Source organism: Pseudomonas sp. Marseille-P9899 (assembly GCF_903166565.1).
In the GTDB taxonomy this organism is placed as follows: domain Bacteria; phylum Pseudomonadota; class Gammaproteobacteria; order Pseudomonadales; family Pseudomonadaceae; genus Aquipseudomonas; species Aquipseudomonas huaxiensis.
In genome coordinates this window covers 1,407,827-1,428,000 of sequence record NZ_CAESCG010000002.1, presented here as the reverse complement: position 1 = coordinate 1,428,000, position 20,174 = coordinate 1,407,827, and the positions used below count along the sequence as shown (strand labels likewise).

Below are 20,174 nucleotides of genomic sequence, written 5' to 3'. Positions count from 1 at the left end.
TCAGGCTTCGGACTCCTGCCCGATGTCTTCGTTCCAGAGGGCGGGTTGCGCCTGAATGAACTGGCGCATCAGCCCGATGCAGTGCTCGTCCTGTAGCACTGTGACCTGCACCCCACGTTCCCGCAGCAAGGCTTCTTCGCCGAGGAACGTCTGGTTTTCGCCAACTACCACTTCACGGATACCGTAGAGCAGGATTGCCCCGCTGCACATCGAACAGGGCGACAGCGTGGTATACAGCGTGGCCTCGGCATAAACGCTGGCGTTCTGCCGGCCGGCGTTCTCGAAAGCGTCCATCTCGCCATGCAGCACCACACTGCCGTGCTGCACCCGGCGGTTGTGGCCACGGCCGATGACCCGGCCCTTGTGGACGATCACCGAACCGATGGGAATGCCACCTTCTTCCAGCCCCTTGCGCGCCTCGTCGATGGCCGCCTGCATGAAAACCTGCGATTGCTCCTGGGCATCTGCCATGTCCGGCTCTCCTGATTCAAGGCATCAAGGTTAAACGCTAGCACATCGCCATAGCCGATGGCGGGCTTTTGCCGGACGGCTATGCTGTATACGTTTTGCTGTCCACGAATTGCCGCCTGTGCAACCCCTTCAAAAGGATCGCCGCAATGAGCAAGCAAGTTCTGGTGGTGCTGACCAACACAGCCAAATACCCCAGCCTGAAACGCGCCACCGGCCTGTGGCTGGGCGAAGCGGTGCATTTCGCCGATGTGCTGCAAAAGGCCGGCTATCACGTCGACTACGTCAGCCCTACGGGCGGCTATGTGCCCGTCGACCCGCACAGCCTGAGCATGGCCCAGGACATCGATTGGCAATGGTACGACGACAAGGCCTTCATGAACCGCCTTGGCACCACTTTGCCGCCGGGCCAGGTCAAGGCCCGGGACTACCAGGCCATTTATTACGCCGGTGGCCATGGTGTGATCTGGGACTTTCCCGACAACCACGACCTGCAAGACATCGCCCGGCAGATTTTCGAGAACGGCGGTGTCGTCTCCTCTGTCTGCCATGGCGCGGTGGGCCTGCTGAACATCAAGCTCAGCGACAACAGCTTGCTGGTCAAGGACCGCGAAGTGACCGGTTTTTCCAACATCGAGGAACAACTGGCCGAGCTGGACAAGGTCGTGCCGTACCTGACCGAAACCGAGCTGAGCGCCCGTGGCGGTCTCTACTGCAAGGCCGAGGAGCCGTGGCAAGCCTTCGCCATTGCCGACCAGAAGGAAGGTCGGCTGATCACCGGGCAGAACCCGGCTTCCGGCGCCGCGGTAGGCCGCCTGGTCGTGGCTGCGCTGGCCACAAAAAGCGGCCGCTAGGCTGCGACGAAGCGACCATTCACACACGCCATGTCTGGCTCTCGTACAGGAGTGGTGTATAGCGCTCACTTATGCTGATCGGCTTCGGCCCGGCGACTTTCCCCACGCCGGGCCCTGCCCTCCAACATAGGTGAACCATGCCCTCTCGTACTTTTGATTCCGGTCGTGCCCTGCTCGAACTGCTCACCACACTGTTGATCGGTCTGGCACCGGTTGTCTGTGGCCTGCTGGTGATGGCCTGGCAGGTGGACAAGAAGCTCGAAGAGTCCGTCGAGGTCGCCCAGCGTGAGACCTTGCGGCGCGTTGACATGCTGATCGAGTCCCTGCACGGGGCCAGCAACAAGGTACTCAACCTCGCGGAGTTACCGTGCGACAAGGCCCTGCCGACGCTGTACACCGAGGTGGTGGCCAATCCCGAGCTGCGTTCGCTGACGTTGGTCCGGGAGAATCGCGCTTATTGCAGCACCCTGCGCGGGGAGTCCGGGTTGCTGGTGGACCCCGGCGACTACTTCAACCACCGGCTGCGTCTGGAACCGGGCAACGACAATACGCCGGACTCGGCGATTCTTTACTACCGCCTGCAGGAATATCCCTACGGTGTGCTGGCCGTGGCTGATGGTGCGATTCTTCAGCGCCTGCTAAATGGCATTCGCGAACCGGCCAGTGTGATCCTGCAGTTCGGACCGACCTCGATCGGTGCTAGTGGCGAGGTGCTGGAGAACAGCGAGATCGCGGAAATGGAGCAGTATGCGAGTCTGGTCTCGCCGATGTACGGCTATACCCTGCACGTAGGTTATCGGCCGGGGCACACTGCCCGTCAGTTGTTGGAGAACAGCCTGGCGATTGTGCCTTCGCTGTTGTTGGTGGGTTTGATGACCGCTATCGGTAGCTATTGGGCTATGTGCCGGCGGCGTCAGCCGACTGCGCGGCGAGTTTGATAAAAGGGTCTTCACATCTCGCAGGCAATCGCAAAACGTCGGCTGCTCACAATCCTGTGGGAGCGGCCTTCAGCCGCGAAGGGCCGCACAGCGGCCCCAAAACCATCCAGCACGAGATGGCTGTCTACATCCAGTATTTCTTTCGACTTTGGGGATGTCTGAATGTGAGATCCAGACCAGCCAGAAATAGGGTGCTGGATGGATTTGGGGCCGCTGTGCGGCCCTTCGCGGCTAACAGCCGCTCCCACAGGGGCCGGCGGCGCTGACACATCGAATGGATAAACCCACAAGCCCAAGCACAAAGCATTCAGTGAAAACCCATAAAAAAACGCCGGCATGCCGGCGTTTTTTTCATGCGCTCACCGATCAGTCGGTGCTGAGCACACCACGACGCACCTGGTCACGCTCGATCGACTCGAACAGCGCCTTGAAGTTGCCCTCGCCGAAACCATCGTCGCCCTTGCGCTGGATGAATTCGAAGAACACCGGGCCCATCAGGGTTTCCGAGAAGATCTGCAGCAGCAGACGCTTGTCATCCGGGTTGGACGAGCCGTCCAGCAAGATCCCGCGGGACTGCAGTTCTTCGGTCGGTTCGCCGTGATCCGGCAGGCGGCCCTGGAGCATTTCGTAGTAGGTTTCCGGCGGCGCGGTCATGAAGCGCATGCCCATTTGTTTCAGGGTGTCCCAGCTCTTGATCAGGTCGTCGGTGAGGAAGGCCACGTGCTGGATGCCTTCGCCGTTGAACTGCATCAGGAACTCTTCGATCTGCCCAGCGCCCTTGGACGACTCTTCGTTCAGCGGGATGCGGATCATGCCGTCCGGCGCGGTCATCGCCTTTGAGGTCAGGCCGGTGTATTCGCCCTTGATGTCGAAGTAGCGGATCTCGCGGAAGTTGAACAGTTTCTCGTAGAAACCGGCCCAGTAGGCCATGCGCCCGCGATACACGTTGTGGGTCAGGTGATCGATGATCTTCAGGCCGGCGCCGACCGGGTTGCGGTCTACGCCTTCAATCCAGTTGAAGTCGATGTCATAGATCGAGCTGCCCTCTTCGAAGCGGTCGATCAGGTACAGCGGCGCACCGCCAATACCCTTGATCGCCGGCAGGCGCAGTTCCATCGGACCGGTTTCAATTTCCACCGGCTGCGCGCCCAGTTCCAGAGCGCGGGCGTAGGCCTGGTGGGCGTTGCGCACGCGGAAGGCCATGCCGCAGACCGACGGGCCATGCTCGGCGGCGAAATAGGACGCGACGCTTTTCGGCTCGTTGTTCAGGATCAGGTTGATGTCGCCCTGACGGTACAGGTGGACGTCCTTGGAGCGGTGGGTAGCGACCTTGGTGAAGCCCATGATCTGGAAGATGGGTTCCAGGGCACCCGGGGTCGGCGAGGCGAATTCAATGAATTCGAAGCCCATCAGGCCCATCGGGTTCTCGAAGATATCTGCCATGTTCGTATTCCTCATCATCAAAACGGTTCAATAACGGTTGTTGCCTGCGTTACTAGCGATCGATGCGGGAGAACAAGGTGGCGCGCAAGAGATGCCCCTCACACTGCGGGCGAGGTAGGCACCGTAAATCAGTTTGAACCCATGACACTTCATAGGGGACCATTCCCGGCGGGCTTGATTCCCCATGAGGCGGGGAACCTTATTATTGTATGCGTAACGCGATTCTACAGGGCGTAAATGGATTTGTCGCGCATCGCGTACGCGCTACGTCCCGTCTACAACCAATAGCAGGTGCCCTGCCCCGGCGCCCGCTAATCTCTCCGCTATCATGAGCGAACACAGAACACACGGACGGAACCGGCATGCCCCTGCAGAAATCCCGTAACCGCGGCCGCCTCCTGCGCCGCCTGGTGCCCTGGCTGGTGGGCGCGGTCCCGGTGATCTGCGGCCTGGCGATCCTGCACTGGCAGGCCCAGCGCGAATTGCAGGCGCGGGCGCTGAGCAGCGCCCAGGAGGCTGTCAGCCACCTGGACCGGGTGCTCGACAACGTCGCCGGCGCCGCCCGCGACCTGCTGCCACTGGCCGGCCAGCCTTGCGAGCAGATCAACCTGGCGCTGCGCGAGCAGGTCACCCGGCGCTCCTTCGTACGCTCCACCAACCTCACCTTCCGCGACGAGATCTACTGCACCTCGCTGTTCGGCGACTTCCGGGAGAAGGTCAATCCCGCCGACTACACCGACGGCAGCCTGTGGCTGATGAACGGCAACTCGGTGTCACCCGGCCATCCCCTGCTGGTGTACCGCCTCGTCGAGGGCGAAAAAGGCGCCATCAGCACCCTCGACGGCGACCACCTGACCAGCGCCCTGCGCCTGATCGCACCGAATATCGACCTGCGCTTGCAGGTCGGCGAGCACTGGATCGACCAGCGCGGCAAGGTCAACGACGGCCCGGTGCCGGGCTATGCCCTGGCGGCCGAGCAAGTGCGCTCGCAGCGCTACGCCTTTTCCCTGCACAGCGGTTTCGGCCCCGGCCAGGCCTGGAAGCTGATGCGCAGCGAATACCCGGCGATGTTCGGCCTGCTGCTGTTTCTCGGGGCCAGCGCCGGCGCCGCCTGCTATTGGCAATTGCGCCGGGCCACGTCGCAGAAGGCGGAGCTGCAACGGGCGCTGGATGCCGACGAATTCGTCCCCTATTTCCAGCCCGTGGTGCGCCAGGGTGACTACCGCTGGGCCGGCGCCGAAGTGCTGATGCGCTGGCAGCACCCGCGCGAGGGCCTGGTGCGGCCCGACCTGTTCATTCCCTATGCCGAACACAGCGGCCTGATCGTGCCCATGACCCGGCGCCTGATGGAACAGGTCGGCGAACAACTGGCGCCGTTGGCCGACACCTTCGAGGACGGCTTTCATCTGGGCATCAATATCACCGCCGCGCACTGCCAGGACCTGTCCCTGTGCGACGACTGCCAGGCGCTGCTGGCGCGGTTCCCGCCGGGTCGGGTCAAGCTCACCCTGGAGCTGACCGAGCGCACGCCGATCATCCCCAGCGACACCACCGACCGCCTGTTCGAACGCCTGCACGCGCTCGGCGTGCTGCTGGCCGTCGACGACTTCGGCACCGGCCAGTCAAGCCTGAGCTACCTGCGCCAGTTCGAAGTGGATTACCTGAAGATCGACCAGAGCTTCGTCGCCATGATCGGCGTCGATGCGCTATCGCTGCACATTCTCGACAGCATCATCGAGCTGTCGGGCAAGCTCGGCCTGGGCATCGTCGCCGAAGGCGTGGAAACCGCCGCACAACGCGACTACCTGGCCCGCTACGGGGTGGATTTCCAGCAAGGCTATCTGTTTGGCCGGCCCATGCCCCTGAGCGACTTCGTCAACGCCCTGGCCGAACAACCGACCGGGGCGACGGTTGCCGAACCGGTGGTGCCCCTGAGATCATGACCGGTCAATCCTTCCCCCCGCTTTTCGCTGTATAGAGGCCCCCGTGTCCAGAGGCATTGCTTTATCGGTAATGGCGTCCTGCCTGTTCGCCGTGATGTATTACTACACCTCCCTCCTCGCCCCGCTCGACGGTGAGGAAATCTTCGGTTGGCGGATGCTCCTGACCCTGCCGTGCGTCACCCTGTTCATGCTGATCACCCGCGACTGGCCCCTGGTCACCGGGCTGCTGGCACGCATCCGCCAGAGCCCCGCGCTGCTGCTCGGGCTGTGCGGTACCTCGGCGCTGATGGGCGTGCAATTGTGGCTGTTTCTCTGGGCGCCGCTGCACGGGCGCAGCCTGGAAGTGTCGCTGGGGTATTTCCTGCTGCCGCTGACGATGGTCCTGACCGGGCGGCTGGTGTATGGCGAGCGCCTGTCGCGCCTGCAGAAAGTGGCGGTGTGTTTCGCCATGGCCGGGGTCGGCCACGAGCTGTTCCAGCACGGCAGTTTCGCCTGGGAAACCCTGCTGGTAGCCGGTGGTTATCCGATTTATTTCGTGCTGCGCAAACGGCTGCGCACCGACCACCTGGGCGGGCTGTGGGCGGATATGTGCCTGCTGATGCCGGCGGCGCTGTATTTCGTGATCAAGGGACCGCTGAACGCGAACGACCTGGCCAGCCATCCGCAACTTTACGGCCTGATTCCACTGTTGGGGGCGATCAGCGCCCTGGCGCTGATCAGTTATGTGCTGGCCAGCCGGATGCTGGCGTTCAGCCTGTTCGGCCTGCTCAGTTATGTCGAGCCGGTGCTGTTGGTGATAGTGGCCCTGATCCTGGGCGAAAGCATCGCCCAGGATCAGTGGCTGACCTACCTGCCGATCTGGCTGGCGGTAGTGGTGCTGGTGCTCGAAGGCGTCAGGCACCTGCTTCGTCAGCGGCGGCGGCCGGTGTAAGGCGAACCTGCCGCACCCGCCGTTCCTCGACTGCCACCACGGTCATCCGCCAGTCGTTCCAGGCCAGCTGGTCGCCCACCATCGGCAGGCGATCCAGCAGGCTCATCACCAGCCCGGCGAGGGTCTGATAGTCGTCGGTCGGTTTGGCGGCAAAACCGATCTGCGCCTGGATCTGGCGCAGGTTCAGCGCACCGCTGACCAGATACCCCTCCTGGTCGGCGACGATACCCGGGCCTTCCACTTCACTGGCATCAGGCAGCTCGCCGGCGATCGACTCAAGGATGTCGGTCATGGTCAGGACACCGGTGAAATCACCGAACTCGTTGACCACGAAGGCAATGTGCGTGGACTGCGCGCGCATCTGTTCGAGCGCATTGAGGATGCTGAAGCTCTCCAGCAGGTTCAACGGCGCACGCATCAAATGCTCCAGGTCCGGTTGCTCGCCCGCGAGCATTGCCTTGAGCAGTTCCTTCTTGTGCACGTAGCCCAGCGGTTCCTCGATGCGGCCACCGCGGATCAGCGGCAGGCGCGAGTACGACGAGTTGATCAGCGCGCTGCGGATCACCTCGGGCGGCTGCGCCAGGTCGATCGAGTCGACTTCGGCACGCGGCGTCATCACCGTCTTGATCGGCCGCTCGGCCAGGTGCAGCACGCCGCTGATCATCACCCGCTCACGGCGGTCGAACAGCACTTGTTCCTCGCCGTCGCCCACCAGGTCGGCGATTTCCTCACCCACCTCGTCGGCCTCGACCCGGCGCCCGCCCAGCAGGCGCAGCACGGCGTGGGCGGTACGCTCACGCAGCGGCCGGTGTTCCTGCAGGCTGCGCTTGCGGCGAGCCCGGGCCAACTGGTTGAACAGCTCGATGAGAATCGAGAAACCGATTGCCGCGTACAGATAGCCCTTCGGAATGTGGAAGCCCAGGCCTTCGGCGGTGAGGCTGAAGCCGATCATCATCAGGAAGCCCAGACACAGCATGATCACCGTCGGGTGGGCGTTGACGAAGCGGGTCAGCGGCTTGCTGGCGACGATCATGATGCCGATCGAGAAGATCACCGCGATCATCATGATCGACAGGTGTTCGACCATGCCGACGGCGGTAATCACCGCGTCGAGGGAAAACACCGCGTCGAGCACCACGATCTGCGCCACGATGGGCCAGAACGCCGAATGCCGGACCGGCCCGTTGGCTTGCACCACATGGCCTTCGAGGCGTTCGTGCAGTTCCATGGTGGCCTTGAACAGCAGGAACACACCACCGAACAGCATGATCAGGTCACGGCCGGAGAAGGATTTGTCGAACACTTCGAACAGCGGCGCGGTGAGGGTCACCATCCACGAGATCGAGGCCAGCAGGCCAAGACGCATGATCAGCGCCAGCGACAGACCGATCACCCGCGCGCGGTCGCGCTGATGGGGCGGCAGTTTGTCGGCGAGGATGGCGATGAAGACGAGGTTGTCGATGCCCAGAACCAGTTCCAGGACGATCAGCGTGGCCAGTCCCAGCCACGCGGTGGGATCGGCTAGCCATTCCATGGTTGAGCACTCATGCAGGAAGCGTCGCAAGGACGATGAAGAAAGGAAGGCCGCAAAGGCCTGCTACTGGGAGGCTCCGGGAAAACTATCATATCAACCTGAGATCAAAAAGGGACGTTGATCCTACAGTTGTAGCGGCGTTTTACTACACAGGGAAAGTATTTCAATCTGTGGCAACAGATTTGGGGCCGCTGTGCGGCCCTTCGCGACGGTCCGGCGTCCCGGCAAGCTCACCCCTACAAACTCTGTAGGAGCGAGCTTGCTCGCGAAGGGCCGTCGCGAAGGGCTGCAAAGCAGCCCCAAGAACCATCAATGGCTCCAGTTAGCCTCGCTGTTCTGCAACGCCGTCGCAATCGTCTGCAGGTTGTTGTCCGGCAGGCTGCTTGGCAGCAGGTCGGTACCCGAGCTGACGTACAACTGCGCGTAGGCATTGCGCAGTTCGGCGTAGGACAGGTCACGCTTGAGCTGGGTCTGCAGGTTGTTCAGTTCGCCCTGGATCAGCTCCAGCTCACCGATGTTCTGCGTCTTGTAGCGGTTACGCAGTTGCTCGGCGATCTGGCCATCGAGACTGGCCAGCTCTTCGCTGGTATGGAACTGACGCACGGCTTCGTTGTAGTTGGCGTTGGCCACGTACAACTGCGCCAGCACCGCCATCGACATCGCCTGACGGCGAGCCGCGGCAACGTCTTCACCCGCTTCGGCAACTTTGATCGCGGCCGGTGCCGAGAGCACGTTGAACAGGTTCCAGGTCACCTTGACGCCGTAGTCCGCCCAGCTCTGGTTGGTCAGGAAGGAGTTGCTGTCGTAATGACCGCCCAGCGAGAACTCCAGGCCCGGCAGCAGGCGCAGCATGGCCTTGCGGGTTTCTGCGGCGCTGATGCGCGCCTGGTAGTCCTGCTCGCGCAGTTCGGGACGGCTGGCCAGGGCCTGCTGTTCCAGCTTGGCGAAGTCGGCCTTGAACTCCGGCACCGCATAGCCTTCTTCCGGCGCCAGGGCGAAGTTGGTGTTCAGCGGCAGGTTGACCAGCGCCGCCAGCTCGGTCTTGGCCAGCGACAGCGCGCGGCGTTGCTCTTCCAGTTGGCGCGTGGCTTCGATCAGCGCGCGCTGGTAGCTCAGCGACTGCACCGGATCACCGACACGCTGGGCCGCCATGTGCTGGCTGTTGGTACGGGCTTCGTGGATACGCGCCATCAGGCCGTCGATCTGGGTCAGCAGACGCTGGGCCGCCACCGCACGCCAGTACGCCGAACGCACGTCCTGGGTGATGGTGTGGACCACTTTGCGCCGGCGTTCTTCGAGAATCAGACGCTGGTCGGCCTGCTGCTTGGCGCTGACATAGGCGACGCCGAAGTCCAGCACGTTCCAGACCATGGTCAGGTCCGCCACGTCGCGGTCGCGGTCCTGGGAGGTCGACGGTTCCAGGGACTGGGTGCCGGTACGCACGCTCTGGCTGCTGGATGCACTGGTGTTGTCACGGCCGGCGTAGCCAGCCGCCAGGGCCATGCGCGGCAGCATGTCAAAGCGGGCCAGGTCGACCTGGCGCTTGGACAGTGCCTCTTCCATCACCTTCAGGCGTGCTTCGAGGTTGTACTTCACCGCACGGGCCATGGCCTGGTGCAAGGTCAATGGGCCGTTGAGCGGTTCCTGGTCCTTGAACATGGTCGCCAGGTCGGTGCGTGCACGGTCCTCGCTGGCACTGCGGTCGATTGGCTGGCTAGTGACAGCGCAACCGCTGATGGCCAGCGCCAGCAAGCTGGCACCGAACAATTTCTGGCTTTTTTTCATCCTTGGGCCGCCCCCTGGTACGGCTTTATTTCGTAAGTGTGTGCTGTACTTCATGCCCGCTTCCCGATCTGCGCCGGCTGAGCCAGAGCCATGGCCAACTCACGCACATGGCGCTGGTCGGCTTCGTTGATGTGATGCAATTGCTGGCCGAGGGTCGGTGCTCCGAACACTCCGCGCAGACCCTGGTTGAGATCGCTCTGCTTCCACTGGTTGCCGTTGAACACGTTCATCTCGCTGACGCCCGGTACATCGCGACCGAAGATGCCGGCAAACGTACTGCTGCCGAACACGCCGCCCTCTCCGCCACCAAAGCCGAGGAAACCGCCCGGGTTGCCGCCGGCGCCGCCGTCGCTGCTGCCGAAGACCTGCGCGATGAAGCTCGGCGCGCTGCTGCCGTTGCCCAGGAAGATAACGCCCAGTGGCTGCACGTTGCCGCCCACGGTGCGTACTTCGAACAGGCCCGGTGCGATCAGCGGCGAAACTGCGTCAGTCACCACAAAGCCCGGCACTTGCGGCTGCAGGACCACGGTGGACGGTGCGTTGGCCGCCTCCGGCGGATTGAGCCGGTAATTCAGGTCACCCACGTCTTGCGACTGGATCGTCTGCGACTGACCAATCAGGGATACCGCGAGGTCGTTGCCGGCCTGGTCGCGGATGCCGCTGTTCAGCGCGTTCAGGCTCAAGGCCAGGGCGCCCGCACCGCTCATGTTGCCGACGGTAATGCGATAGGTCTTGGCGTCGATCTGCTGGACCGACTGCACCGAACCACTGGCGTTGCCGGTACCGACCACGCTGAAGTCGCCGGCATCGACACCGCTGACCGCCTCGTCGAAGGTCAGGGTGAAGTTCAAGGTCCGGTCGGTCGGCTGTACTGGGCCGTCCACCACGATGCTGCTTGGCCGCGGGGCCTTGGCATCGAGCAGGATGCCGCGGGTATCGGCGACGTTGTTCAGGCCGGTCTGCGCGTCGTTGCCCTGAGCGTCACGGATGGTGCCGCCGTTGAGGTCGATGGCCGAACCGACATTGAAGGTGCTGTTGCCGGACATGCCGCTGGTGACGCTCAGGCGGAACAGCAACGCATTGCCACCCGTGGTGGACACGTAGTCGGCGTAGACCACGCGACCGCCGTCCAGGGTGATCGCCAGGCGCGGGTTGCCGTTGCCGCTGTCGACCAGCACGGCTTCGCTGGTGCGCACGGTGAAGTCCAGTTGCTGGCCGGCAACATAGGTGCCGCTGGCCGGGACGTCCACGCTGTTCACCGACGGTGCCACGCGATCGATGCTGTAGAGACTGCCCTGCAGGCCGCCGGTGATCAGGTTGCCCGCCACATCGGTGATGCCGGTGCCGGTGCTGTTCAGGTCCAGGCGCACGTTGCCGGCGCCGGCCAGGTTGTCGACGACGATGGTGTAGGTGCGGCCATTGACCTGCTCCACCGAGGCGATGCGGCCACTGGCAGTGCCGGTGAAGAACAGGCTGAAGTCAGCACTGTCGACGCCGGACACGCTCTCGTTGAAGGTCACGGTGTAGCGCACGGAACCGGCGTTGGTGGGGGTGAAGTCGACGTTGGCGATATTGCTGACACTCGGTGCCACAGTATCGACCACCACACCGCTGGCGACGTTAGGTGCATTCAGCGCCAGGTTCATCGCGTTACCCGCCGCGTCGCGCACGGTGCTGCCATTGAGGTCGAGGTTGCCCGGTAAGCCAATGGCCGTGGCGTTGTTGCTCGGCTCGATCACGTACTCGAACACCAGCGCATTGCTGCCGCTGCCGGAGACGTAGTTGGCGTAACGGGTCTGGCCACCGAGGGTCAGCGCCAGGCGCGGGGCGCTGGCGCTGGTATCGACGATGACGTTCTCGCTGATATTGACGGTAAAGCGCAGCACATCACCGGCGTTGTACGCGCCCGGTGCCGGCAGGCCGACGGTGGACACGGTCGGCACGACCGCATCGACCCGCACCTGACTGGTGTCTTCCACGCCATTGAGGGCGACGTTGGCATTGTTGCCGACGCTGTCGCGCAGGATCCCGCCGTTGAGCTGGATGGCGCTGCCGAGGGTGACGCCGTTGGTGTCCAGTTGACCGCTGGCGACGGTCAGGCGGAATACCAGGGCGTTGCTGCCCGCGCCGGACAGGTACGTGGCGTAGGCCGTGGTGCCGTTGTCCAGCAGTACTTCGATCCGTGGCGTGCCGTTGGAGAGGTCCAGTTGGACCGTCTCGTCCAGGTGCACGGTGAAGTCCAGGTTCTGTCCGGCGACGTAGGTGCCGGCGGCCGGCGCATCGACGCTGACCACGCTCGGGGCGACCCGGTCGATGCTGTAGCTGGCGCCGGTAAGGCCGCCAACCACCGCGTTGCCGGCCGCGTCGGCAATGCCGGTGCCGCTGGCCTTGAGGTCCAGCCGCAGGCTGCCGGTGCCGCCGATGGCGTCGACCAGCACGGTGTAGGTGCGGCCGTCGACCTGGGTGACGCTGGCGATGCTGCCCGATGCACTGCCGGTGAAGAACAGGTTGAAGTCCGCGACATCCACACCGCTGACGTTTTCGCTGAAGGTCAGGGTGTAGCTGACCGAACCGCTGTTGTTCGGCGAGACATCGACCCGCACCAGCCCGTTGGCGGTTGGCGCCGTGGTGTCGATCAACACGTTGCCGGCGTTGCCCAGGCCATTGAGGTCCAGATTCAGGGCGTTGCCGGCCGGATCGCGCACGGTACCGCCGTTGAGGTCGAGGGTGTTGCCCACCACCAAGCCGCCGGCGGCGGTGTCACCCGCCTGCACGGTGTACTGGAACACCAGCGCGCCACCGGCTGCGCCGGAGACATAGCTGGCGTAGCGGGTCACGCCGCCCACGGTCAGCACCAGGCGCGGGGTGCCGTCAGAGGTGTCGACCACCACGCCTTCGCTGGTGTTGACGGTGAAGCTGAGCACGTCGCCAGCCTTGTAGCTGCCGTCGGCCGGCAGGCCGACCGAATCCACGACCGGCGCTACGGCGTCGACCAGCACGCCGGTGGTGTTGCCGAGGCCATTGAGGGTGGTGTTGGCGTCGTTACCGAGCGCATCACGCAGGGTTGCGCCATTGAGCTGGATGCTGCTGCCGACTTCGATACCGTTGGTATCCAACTGGCCATTGGCGACGGTCAGGCGGAATACCAGCGCGTTGGTGCCAGCGCCAGACAGGTAGGTGGCGTAGGCTTTCTCGCCGTTGTCCAGAGTCACTTCCAGACGCGGCGAACCGTTGCTGGTATTGAGCAGGACCGCCTCGTCCAGTTGCACGGTGAAGTCCAGGTTCTGCCCGGCCACATAGCTGCCGCTGGCCGGAACATCGACGCTGGTGACACTCGGCGCCACGCGGTCGATGGTGTAGCTGATCGGGCCAACAGAGCCGCCATAGGGATTGCCAGCAGCATCGACAATGTTGTTACCGGCCACCATCAGCCCCACCGTGCCGGCGCCCATAAGGTCATTAACCTTCACGTTGTATGTCAGGCCATCAAGGGTGGTGATCACGGCATCAAGCCTGGTCGTTCCGTTGAAAAATACAGCGAACGCCGCAGGATCAAGGACAGTGACTTTCTCCGAGAAGGTCACATTGAAGCTGACCGACGCCTGGTTGTTCTGCACCGGATCGACCTGAACGATGCTGCTGACCAATGGAGCGGTGGTATCCACCACCACACCGACCGTGCTGCCCACGTTGTTCAGCGTCAGGTTCAGGTTGTTACCGGCCAGGTCGGTGAGCGGCTCACCGCGCAGGTCGATGCCGTTGACCGCGATGCCGTCGCCGTCGTTGTGACCGGCCAGCACGGTGTACTGGAACACCAACGCGTCGCTACCGCTACCGGAGACATATGTGGCGTAACGGGTCACGCCGCCCACATCCAGCACCAGCCGCGGCGGCAGCCCGCCAGTCTGCAGTGCTTCGCTGGCATTGACGGTGAAGGTCAGCACGGCGCCGGCCTTGTAGTTGCCATCGGGCGGCGTGGTGACGCTGACCACGGTCGGCGCCACGCCGTCGACATTGACGTTGCCGGTACCGGCGACGCCATTCAGGGCGACCACCGCATCGTTGCCGGCACCATCGCGAATGCTGCCGCCGTTGGGCTGCACGGAACTGCCCAGGGAGATGCCGTTGCTGTCCAGTTGGCCGCTGGCAACGGCTAGGCGGAACACCAGGGCGCTGCCACCGGAGCCGGAGACGTAGTCGGCATAGACCGTGCCGCCGGTGTCGAGGGTCACTTCGATCCGCGGAGTGCCACCCACGGTGCTGACTATCACGTTTTCACTGAAGTTGACTGTGAAATCGAGGTTCTGGCCGACGATGTAAGTGCCGTCGGACGGTACGTTGACGCTGCTGATAGTCGGTACCACGCCATCGATGACAATGGCCTTTTGACCCGCGATGGAGTTGGCCCCGCCCAGCGTTGGCAGGGTCAGCACCGCATCGTCGCTAGCGGCGCTCTTGAGGGTCGCACCGTTGAGTTGCAGCGCGCCGGTGCTGTGGTAATCCAGGTCGGCACTGACGTCACCGGCCTGCACGGTGTAGCTGAAGATCAAGCTGTTGGTGCCCGAGCCGCTGACGTAGGTGGCGAAGCGGTCGATCGCTCCGGTTTCCAGCAACAGGGTCGGCACGCCGCCGGCGACGGTCACGTTCATGTCGAACGTGATCGCGACGTTGACGGTCTCGCCCACTTTGTAAGCACGGTTGCCTTCCAGAATGCTGACATTGGTCACGCCCGGGTTAAGCGGCTGCACCGTGATATTGAAGGTGTCGGTGTCGGTCAGCACCCCGCCGCTGCCAGTGGCGCCTTGGTCGTTGCTGATGATGGTGAAGCTCGCCGGGCCGTTGTAGCCAGGCGTCGGTGTGAACTTCATGCCGTTCAGCGCGGCATTGATCTGCGCCAGGGAGCCCTCGAACTCCAAGGTGGCGGTGCCCGGAACGTTGCCGTTGTGGAAGGCCAGGCCGGTGGTAGTGGCCAGGGTGATCAGGCCGTTGGTGGCGGTCACGGTGACGATCAGCGGCGAGCCGTCGGCATCCACATCGCTGATGCTGATCAGGTTGCCGTTGGCGGTGTTGAAGGTCAGTACCGCGTCCTGCTTGACGGTCTGATCGCCCGGCACTGCGTTGACCGGTGCGTCGTTCACCGGAATGACGTTGATGATCACCATCTTGGTATCGGTCTGCGCAGTGCCGCCGGTATTGCCGTTGTCGTTGATCGTTACCGACAGCAACTCGCTGGCGGTGCTGTTGAGGGCGGTCTGGTACTTCACGCTGGCCGCGGCGATGAAGGCGTTGATATCGCTCAGGCTGCCGGACAGTGTCAGCGTGGCGGTGCCAGAATCCGTCACCGTGACGCCGTTGCCGGAGAGCGCGGTAAGGGTGCCGCCCGTCACCGAGAAGGTCGCGGTGACCGAAGCGCTGCCGGCATCGATGTCACTGAAGCTGATGCCCGTCACGGAAGCGGCCAGATCTTCGGTAACGGCGATGCTCACCGGCACGGTGACCACCGGCGCATCGTTCACCGGGACAACCGAAAGGGTAATGGTCTTGGTGTCGGTGCCGACACTGCCGGTGTCGACCAAGACCGTCAGGGTTGCATCGGCGGTGGCATTGGCCGCCGTGGTGTAGGTCAGGCGGTTGTTGGCGATGAAGGCATTGACGGCCGCGATGGTACCGCTCAGGTTCATGGTGGTGGCGTTGCCGCCCACGACCACGCCGTCGCCGCTGGTGGCGGAAAGGGTGCCGGAAGTGACGTTCAGGGTCATGTAGATGTTGACCGAATCCGGATCGCTGATGCTGATCTGGTTGATCACCGAGGCAACGTCCTCGACCACCTGAGTGCTTGCCGGTGCACTGATCACCGGAGCGTCATCCACGCCCGTAATGATGATGTCACGGGTAACGACCGCAGAGTCCAGGCTACCGTCGTTGACCTGGAACTGCACAGTGCGAGTCAGGGGCGTGGGCGAATCCGACAGGTTGGTGAAGGTCACCGCCCTCAATGCCGCCTGGAACTGCGCCAGGCTCGCCTGGTTGCCGGCGGAGGTCAGGGTCAGGGTCCCGTTGACGGCGTCCCACGTCCCGATGATATTGCCCATGGTCGCCGGATTGGAAACCAGCTCCAGGTAATCGTTGCCGTTGCTGTAGTTGTACAAGATGTGCACGGTTGCCGAGGCGATGTACGGGCCGTCGGCATCACTGATGGTCACGGCGTTATCGATGACCACCGGGATCGACGTGGTGTTGTTGCCCTCGGTCCAGGTCAGGTTGCCGCCACTGCCGGTGAGGGTCGGCGCATCGTTGGCCGCCGTCACGGTGATGCTGGCGGTGTCCTGTCCGATGGAGAAGGGTGTGGTGCCACCGGCGACGGAGGTATCGTACTTGACGCCCTGCAGTCCGATGGTGATACCGGTCTGGTCCCAGGCGCGGAACGTGAAGTCGGCGGTGGTGCCGTTGAGGCCATCCGGTACGAAGCGCACACGGTCGTTGGAGCGCAGCAGCAGCGCCGAGTTGACGGTGACGCTGCCGATGGTGCTCCATGAGGTGCCGCCGTCGGTGCTGAACTGCCAGTTGCCATTGCCTCTGTTCAGGCCGGTGATGGCGATACCCTTGACCGCAACCGTATCGACATCGGTGTAGTTAGTGGAGTACAGCGAGCTGACCAGCACGCCGGGGTTGTTGGTCTGGCCATCGCTCAGGTCAGGCAAGATCGGCGACACACTCGTCAGCACCGGCGCATCGTTGAGCGAGGTCACTATCTGGTTGACGACCGCAGTGGCCGTGGAGAAGGCCGTTGTCCCTCCGTTGCTGGTGGTGTCGTAAACGCCGGGAACACCGTTGACGGAAGCGGTACCACTGGTCTGGTCCCAGCCACGGAAGTTGAGGCTGGCCGTCTCGCCGTTGGCGCCATTGGGGACATAGTGGATATAGGTGGTGGAGGCGAGCAACAACGCGCTGCTACTGGAAACGGCGCCGAAGTCAGTCCAGTTGACGTTGTCAGTCGAGTACTGCCAGGTGCCGTTGCCGGACTTGCCGTACACCGCGATACCGCGCAAGGCGCCGGTGTCAGCGTCCACCATGGTGTAGTTGGTCAGCAAGGTCGAGATCCGCACACCAGCGCTGGTGGTGTCCTCGTTGATGCTCGTGAGGCTGTACGGCGCGCCGGCGAGAACCGGTGCATCGTTGACGCCGACCACTGCCACCGTGCTGAAGATGCCGATGGATGCGGTAGGCAAGCCGCCATTGGCCGACCCGCCGTTGTCGGTCACGGAGTTCAGGGTCACCACCCGGTTGCTGACGTTCGGGCTTTCGCTGTCGTTGCGGTAGGCCATGGTGTTGAGAATGGTCTGCGCCGTCGCGGAGTCCAGACCGCTGCTGCTGGTGAGCGTGACGCTGGCAGTGCCGCTGGTTACCGAGACCGTGACCACCGTGCCATTGTTGGTGGTGACCACGCTGGTGCCATTGACCAGCGTCACATCGCTGCCGTCGATCACCAGCTTCTCGGCGGCGCCGTTGAACACGGTGGAGACGGTGAACGTCATCTCGGTGATTTTCTGGCCGGACTCGACGGTATTGACCGTCGCGCCGTTGAACAACTGCACCGCCGAGGTGTTCTCGGTGTAGGTCGGGTTGGTGGCGGTGGCGTTGACCACCGGCGTATCGTTGACCGACTGGACGGTAAGGGCAACCACACTGACCGCGCTGGAGCCGCCAGCGCCGTCATCCATACTGATCGACACACTGCGCGAGGCGGTCGATGGCTCGACGGTGTTGGAGTTGCGGTACGCCAGGTTCTGCACCAGGGCCGCGACGGTGGTCGCGTTGGCGTTGGCGGTGAAGGTAATCACCAGCGGGTCGCCGTTGCTGCCACCGGTGAAGGTGCCGATCACCAGGCCGTTGTACGTGATCTGGGCGCTGGAAATGGCAATCTGGTTGGCACCGGCCCCCTGGTTGCGAATGAACAACACGTCTTCGCCATTGACGCGACCGGTGGTGATCTGTGCGGTCAGCTTGCCACCGTTGAAGTTGGACGAGTCAGCATCGCTGACCGTCGCGTTGCTGGAGCCGTCGAGCAGTACATAGGCGCTGTCCTCGACGTAGGTGACGGCGTCGCCATTGAGGTTGGCGATCACCGGCGGCAGTGCCACCACCGTGGTGAAGTTCAGCGTGGTCAGGTTGTTGATGCCCTTGAACACGGTGCCATCAGCATCGACGAAGGTTTTCGGGTCGACGCGCACGGCATAGGACACGCCACCGGCCAGGACGATCGACGGATCGATGGTCCAGGTGGTACCGCTGCCGCTGATCTGTCCGCTGCTGATGGGGATGGTCTCGACCACGGTGTTGTCCGAGGTGCGAATGATAGAGATGCTGCCGGTGCTGCCCTTGGTCACCGATTCGCTGAAGGTCAGGGTGATGTTGGCCGTGGTGCTGACGCCGGTAGCGTTATCGCTCGGCGAGGTGCTGACCAGCTCGGGCGCAGCGCCGTTCTGCAGGTAGAGGTTGCCGCTAGTGCTGGAGGCCGCAGAGAAGATATCGAGGTCGCCATCGCCGTCGAAATCGCCAACCCGGTAGTTGGTGCCGGTATGGTCGATCAGGCTCAGGCCCGCGAGCGGCGAGCTGGCCAGGGACATGATGGTGAAAGTACCGTCGCCATTGCTCTTGGCAAACTGGAAGGCGGTACCGTTGGCCCCGGTCTGGTAGAGAATATCGGCACTGCCGTCACCGTCGAAATCGCCCACCAGCATCCGGCCGTTGGCCGCAGGTGCCGGGAAGGTCGCAGTGGGCTGGCTGCTGAAGGTGCCATTGCCGTTGTTGCGCAGGTAAGTACCGGTCGCACCGCTGACGGCGGCAAGGACATCGAGGTCGCCATCGCCGTCGAAGTCGGCGACGAAGTAGTTGTTGCCTGAGTTATCCGGCAGGGTCAGACCGGCGAACGGCGAACTGGCCAGGGTCAGCAAGGTAAAGCTGCCCCCACCGTCGCTGCGGGCGTAGGCCCAGGCCGTACCGTTGCCAGCGGTCTGGTAGAGGATGTCGGTATCACCATCATTGTCGAAATCGCCGACCACCATGCGCGTGCCAGCGCCCGGCGCCGGGAAGCTCGCGCTGGAGGCCAAGACGAAACTCCCGCTATCGTTGCGCAGGAAGTTGCCGGTGGTGCCGTTGACGCCGATCAGGATGTCCACGTCGCCATCGCCGTCGAAGTCGCCGACATAATAGTTGGTGCCACTATGGTCGAGCAGCGTCACACCGGCAAAGGGCGATTGGGCCTGTGCCACCGTGGTGAAGGTACCGTTGCCGTTGCTGCGCGCGTAGGACCAGGCGCTGCCGTTGCCGGCAGTCTGGTAGAGGATGTCGGTATCGCCGTCGCCATCGAAGTCGCCGACCACGGTCCGCCCGGAGGCGCCGATGGTGCTGCCCAACGGCGAGCTGCCGGTGCTCCAGCTGGCTACCAGTACGCCTTCATAGCCGTTGACCACCAGGGCGGTGGTCTCGATCGCACCGCTGCTGCGCTCCAGGGTCCAGTTGCCGCCCAGCAGCGCGGAGCCGGTATCGTCGGCGGAGGCCGCGACATCGGCGCCGGTGATGGCGGCGAGTTGATCGATGAAGGTCTGGCCGGTGCTGCTGTCGCCTACACGGCAGCCGTAGATCATCAGGTCGCCGTCGGCCTTGAGCGCGGAGCCGATGCTTTCGAGGGCCGCGCGGTGTTCGGACAGGTTGCTCGACGCCAGCCAGACATTGCCCACCTGCACCGTACCGTCGGCGCCGTGGGACAGCAGGTGCACGGCATCCAGACCTTCGCGGCCCTGGAGATAATCGGCCATCTGCTGCAGGCCGTCCTTGGTCGGATCGAGCACGACGATCTCGGCATTGCTCGACAGGCCCGTCAGCAGTTGCTGGACATTGCCGATCTGGCCATCGACGAATACCACTTCCTGGCGCTGCGAGGCCTGACTGCCTTGAGTACCCTGGGTGCTGCGGGTATCGGCGCTCGCTGCCGCACTGGCGGTATCCTTGGAGGTGCTGTCCGCAGTCGGCTCGCTGGTAGCCTGCGCGGCATCCTGGGCAACCACGCCCACGGACGCATCGAACATGATTCGCGGCTCTAGAGCCATCAGCAAAGGCGCGGCGCCGGGATCGACGGGCTGCCCTTGCTTGCCTGGCTGACGCGAGAATCGTTCGATGAATTTCATGGTGCACCTCCGGTTGTGCCACCGCCCTGCTCGATACTGGGCAACGCGGCGAAAAAAGTGGCGGCGCCCTGTCGGGGCGCCGCCGGTTGTT

Annotated in this window: 9 protein-coding genes; 4 read left to right on the top strand and 5 right to left on the bottom strand. The window is 63.6% G+C overall.

Going from position 1 to position 20,174, the window contains the following annotated elements:
* Positions 1–471: a nucleoside deaminase gene (locus HWV67_RS15775; protein ID WP_175651903.1), complete on the bottom strand. Its 471-nt coding sequence runs from the start codon at positions 469–471 to the stop codon at positions 1–3.
* A gap of 146 nt (positions 472–617) precedes the next feature.
* Here HWV67_RS15775 and HWV67_RS15770 point away from each other — a divergent pair, with 146 nt between their 5' ends.
* On the top strand, positions 618–1,322 hold the full coding sequence (locus HWV67_RS15770; protein ID WP_175651902.1) for a type 1 glutamine amidotransferase domain-containing protein: 705 nt from the start codon (positions 618–620) through the stop codon (positions 1,320–1,322).
* Between the two features lie 137 nt (positions 1,323–1,459).
* Positions 1,460–2,260 carry a CSS-motif domain-containing protein gene (locus HWV67_RS15765; RefSeq protein ID WP_175651901.1) on the top strand — a complete coding sequence of 267 codons (801 nt, stop codon included), beginning with the start codon at positions 1,460–1,462 and terminating at the stop codon, positions 2,258–2,260.
* A 366-nt stretch (positions 2,261–2,626) separates the two neighbouring features.
* On the opposite strand, the gene hppD is transcribed toward HWV67_RS15765, so the two are convergent.
* Positions 2,627–3,703 (bottom strand): 4-hydroxyphenylpyruvate dioxygenase, encoded by a 1,077-nt coding sequence (gene hppD / locus HWV67_RS15760; protein ID WP_110971176.1) that lies wholly within the window; start codon positions 3,701–3,703, stop codon positions 2,627–2,629.
* Between the two features lie 362 nt (positions 3,704–4,065).
* Between hppD and HWV67_RS15755 the strand changes: the two genes are divergently transcribed.
* Positions 4,066–5,646: an EAL domain-containing protein gene (locus tag HWV67_RS15755; protein WP_175651900.1), complete on the top strand. Its 1,581-nt coding sequence runs from the start codon at positions 4,066–4,068 to the stop codon at positions 5,644–5,646.
* Positions 5,647–5,689: 43 nt separating this feature from the next.
* Positions 5,690–6,577 carry an EamA family transporter RarD gene (gene rarD / locus HWV67_RS15750; RefSeq protein ID WP_175651899.1) on the top strand — a complete coding sequence of 296 codons (888 nt, stop codon included), beginning with the start codon at positions 5,690–5,692 and terminating at the stop codon, positions 6,575–6,577.
* Here rarD and HWV67_RS15745 read toward each other — a convergent pair.
* The 3 genes from HWV67_RS15745 to HWV67_RS15735 form a co-directional block, all read right to left on the bottom strand.
* Positions 6,540–8,111, bottom strand: coding sequence for a TerC family protein (locus tag HWV67_RS15745; protein ID WP_175651898.1), 1,572 nt, complete (start codon positions 8,109–8,111; stop codon positions 6,540–6,542). The two genes, rarD and HWV67_RS15745, sit on opposite strands and share 38 nt — an antisense overlap.
* A 309-nt stretch (positions 8,112–8,420) precedes the next feature.
* Positions 8,421–9,896 carry a TolC family protein gene (locus HWV67_RS15740; RefSeq protein WP_175651897.1) on the bottom strand — a complete coding sequence of 492 codons (1,476 nt, stop codon included), beginning with the start codon at positions 9,894–9,896 and terminating at the stop codon, positions 8,421–8,423.
* Positions 9,897–9,946: 50 nt separating this feature from the next.
* Positions 9,947–20,083, bottom strand: a complete 10,137-nt coding sequence (locus tag HWV67_RS15735) for a DUF4347 domain-containing protein (protein WP_218585602.1) — start codon at positions 20,081–20,083, stop codon at positions 9,947–9,949.
* Positions 20,084–20,174: the final 91 nt, after the last annotated feature.

Excerpts from the sequence above, each read along its gene's own strand:
- HWV67_RS15775 (WP_175651903.1), bottom strand. The coding sequence starts at position 471 with ATGGCAGATGCCCAGGAGCAATCGCAGGTTTTCATGCAGGCGGCCATC.
- hppD (WP_110971176.1), bottom strand. The coding sequence starts at position 3,703 with ATGGCAGATATCTTCGAGAACCCGATGGGCCTGATGGGCTTCGAATTC.
- HWV67_RS15745 (WP_175651898.1), bottom strand. The coding sequence starts at position 8,111 with ATGGAATGGCTAGCCGATCCCACCGCGTGGCTGGGACTGGCCACGCTG.
- HWV67_RS15740 (WP_175651897.1), bottom strand. The coding sequence starts at position 9,896 with ATGAAAAAAAGCCAGAAATTGTTCGGTGCCAGCTTGCTGGCGCTGGCC.
- HWV67_RS15755 (WP_175651900.1), top strand. The coding sequence starts at position 4,066 with ATGCCCCTGCAGAAATCCCGTAACCGCGGCCGCCTCCTGCGCCGCCTG.
- HWV67_RS15765 (WP_175651901.1), top strand. The coding sequence starts at position 1,460 with ATGCCCTCTCGTACTTTTGATTCCGGTCGTGCCCTGCTCGAACTGCTC.
- HWV67_RS15735 (WP_218585602.1), bottom strand. The coding sequence starts at position 20,083 with ATGAAATTCATCGAACGATTCTCGCGTCAGCCAGGCAAGCAAGGGCAG.
- HWV67_RS15770 (WP_175651902.1), top strand. The coding sequence starts at position 618 with ATGAGCAAGCAAGTTCTGGTGGTGCTGACCAACACAGCCAAATACCCC.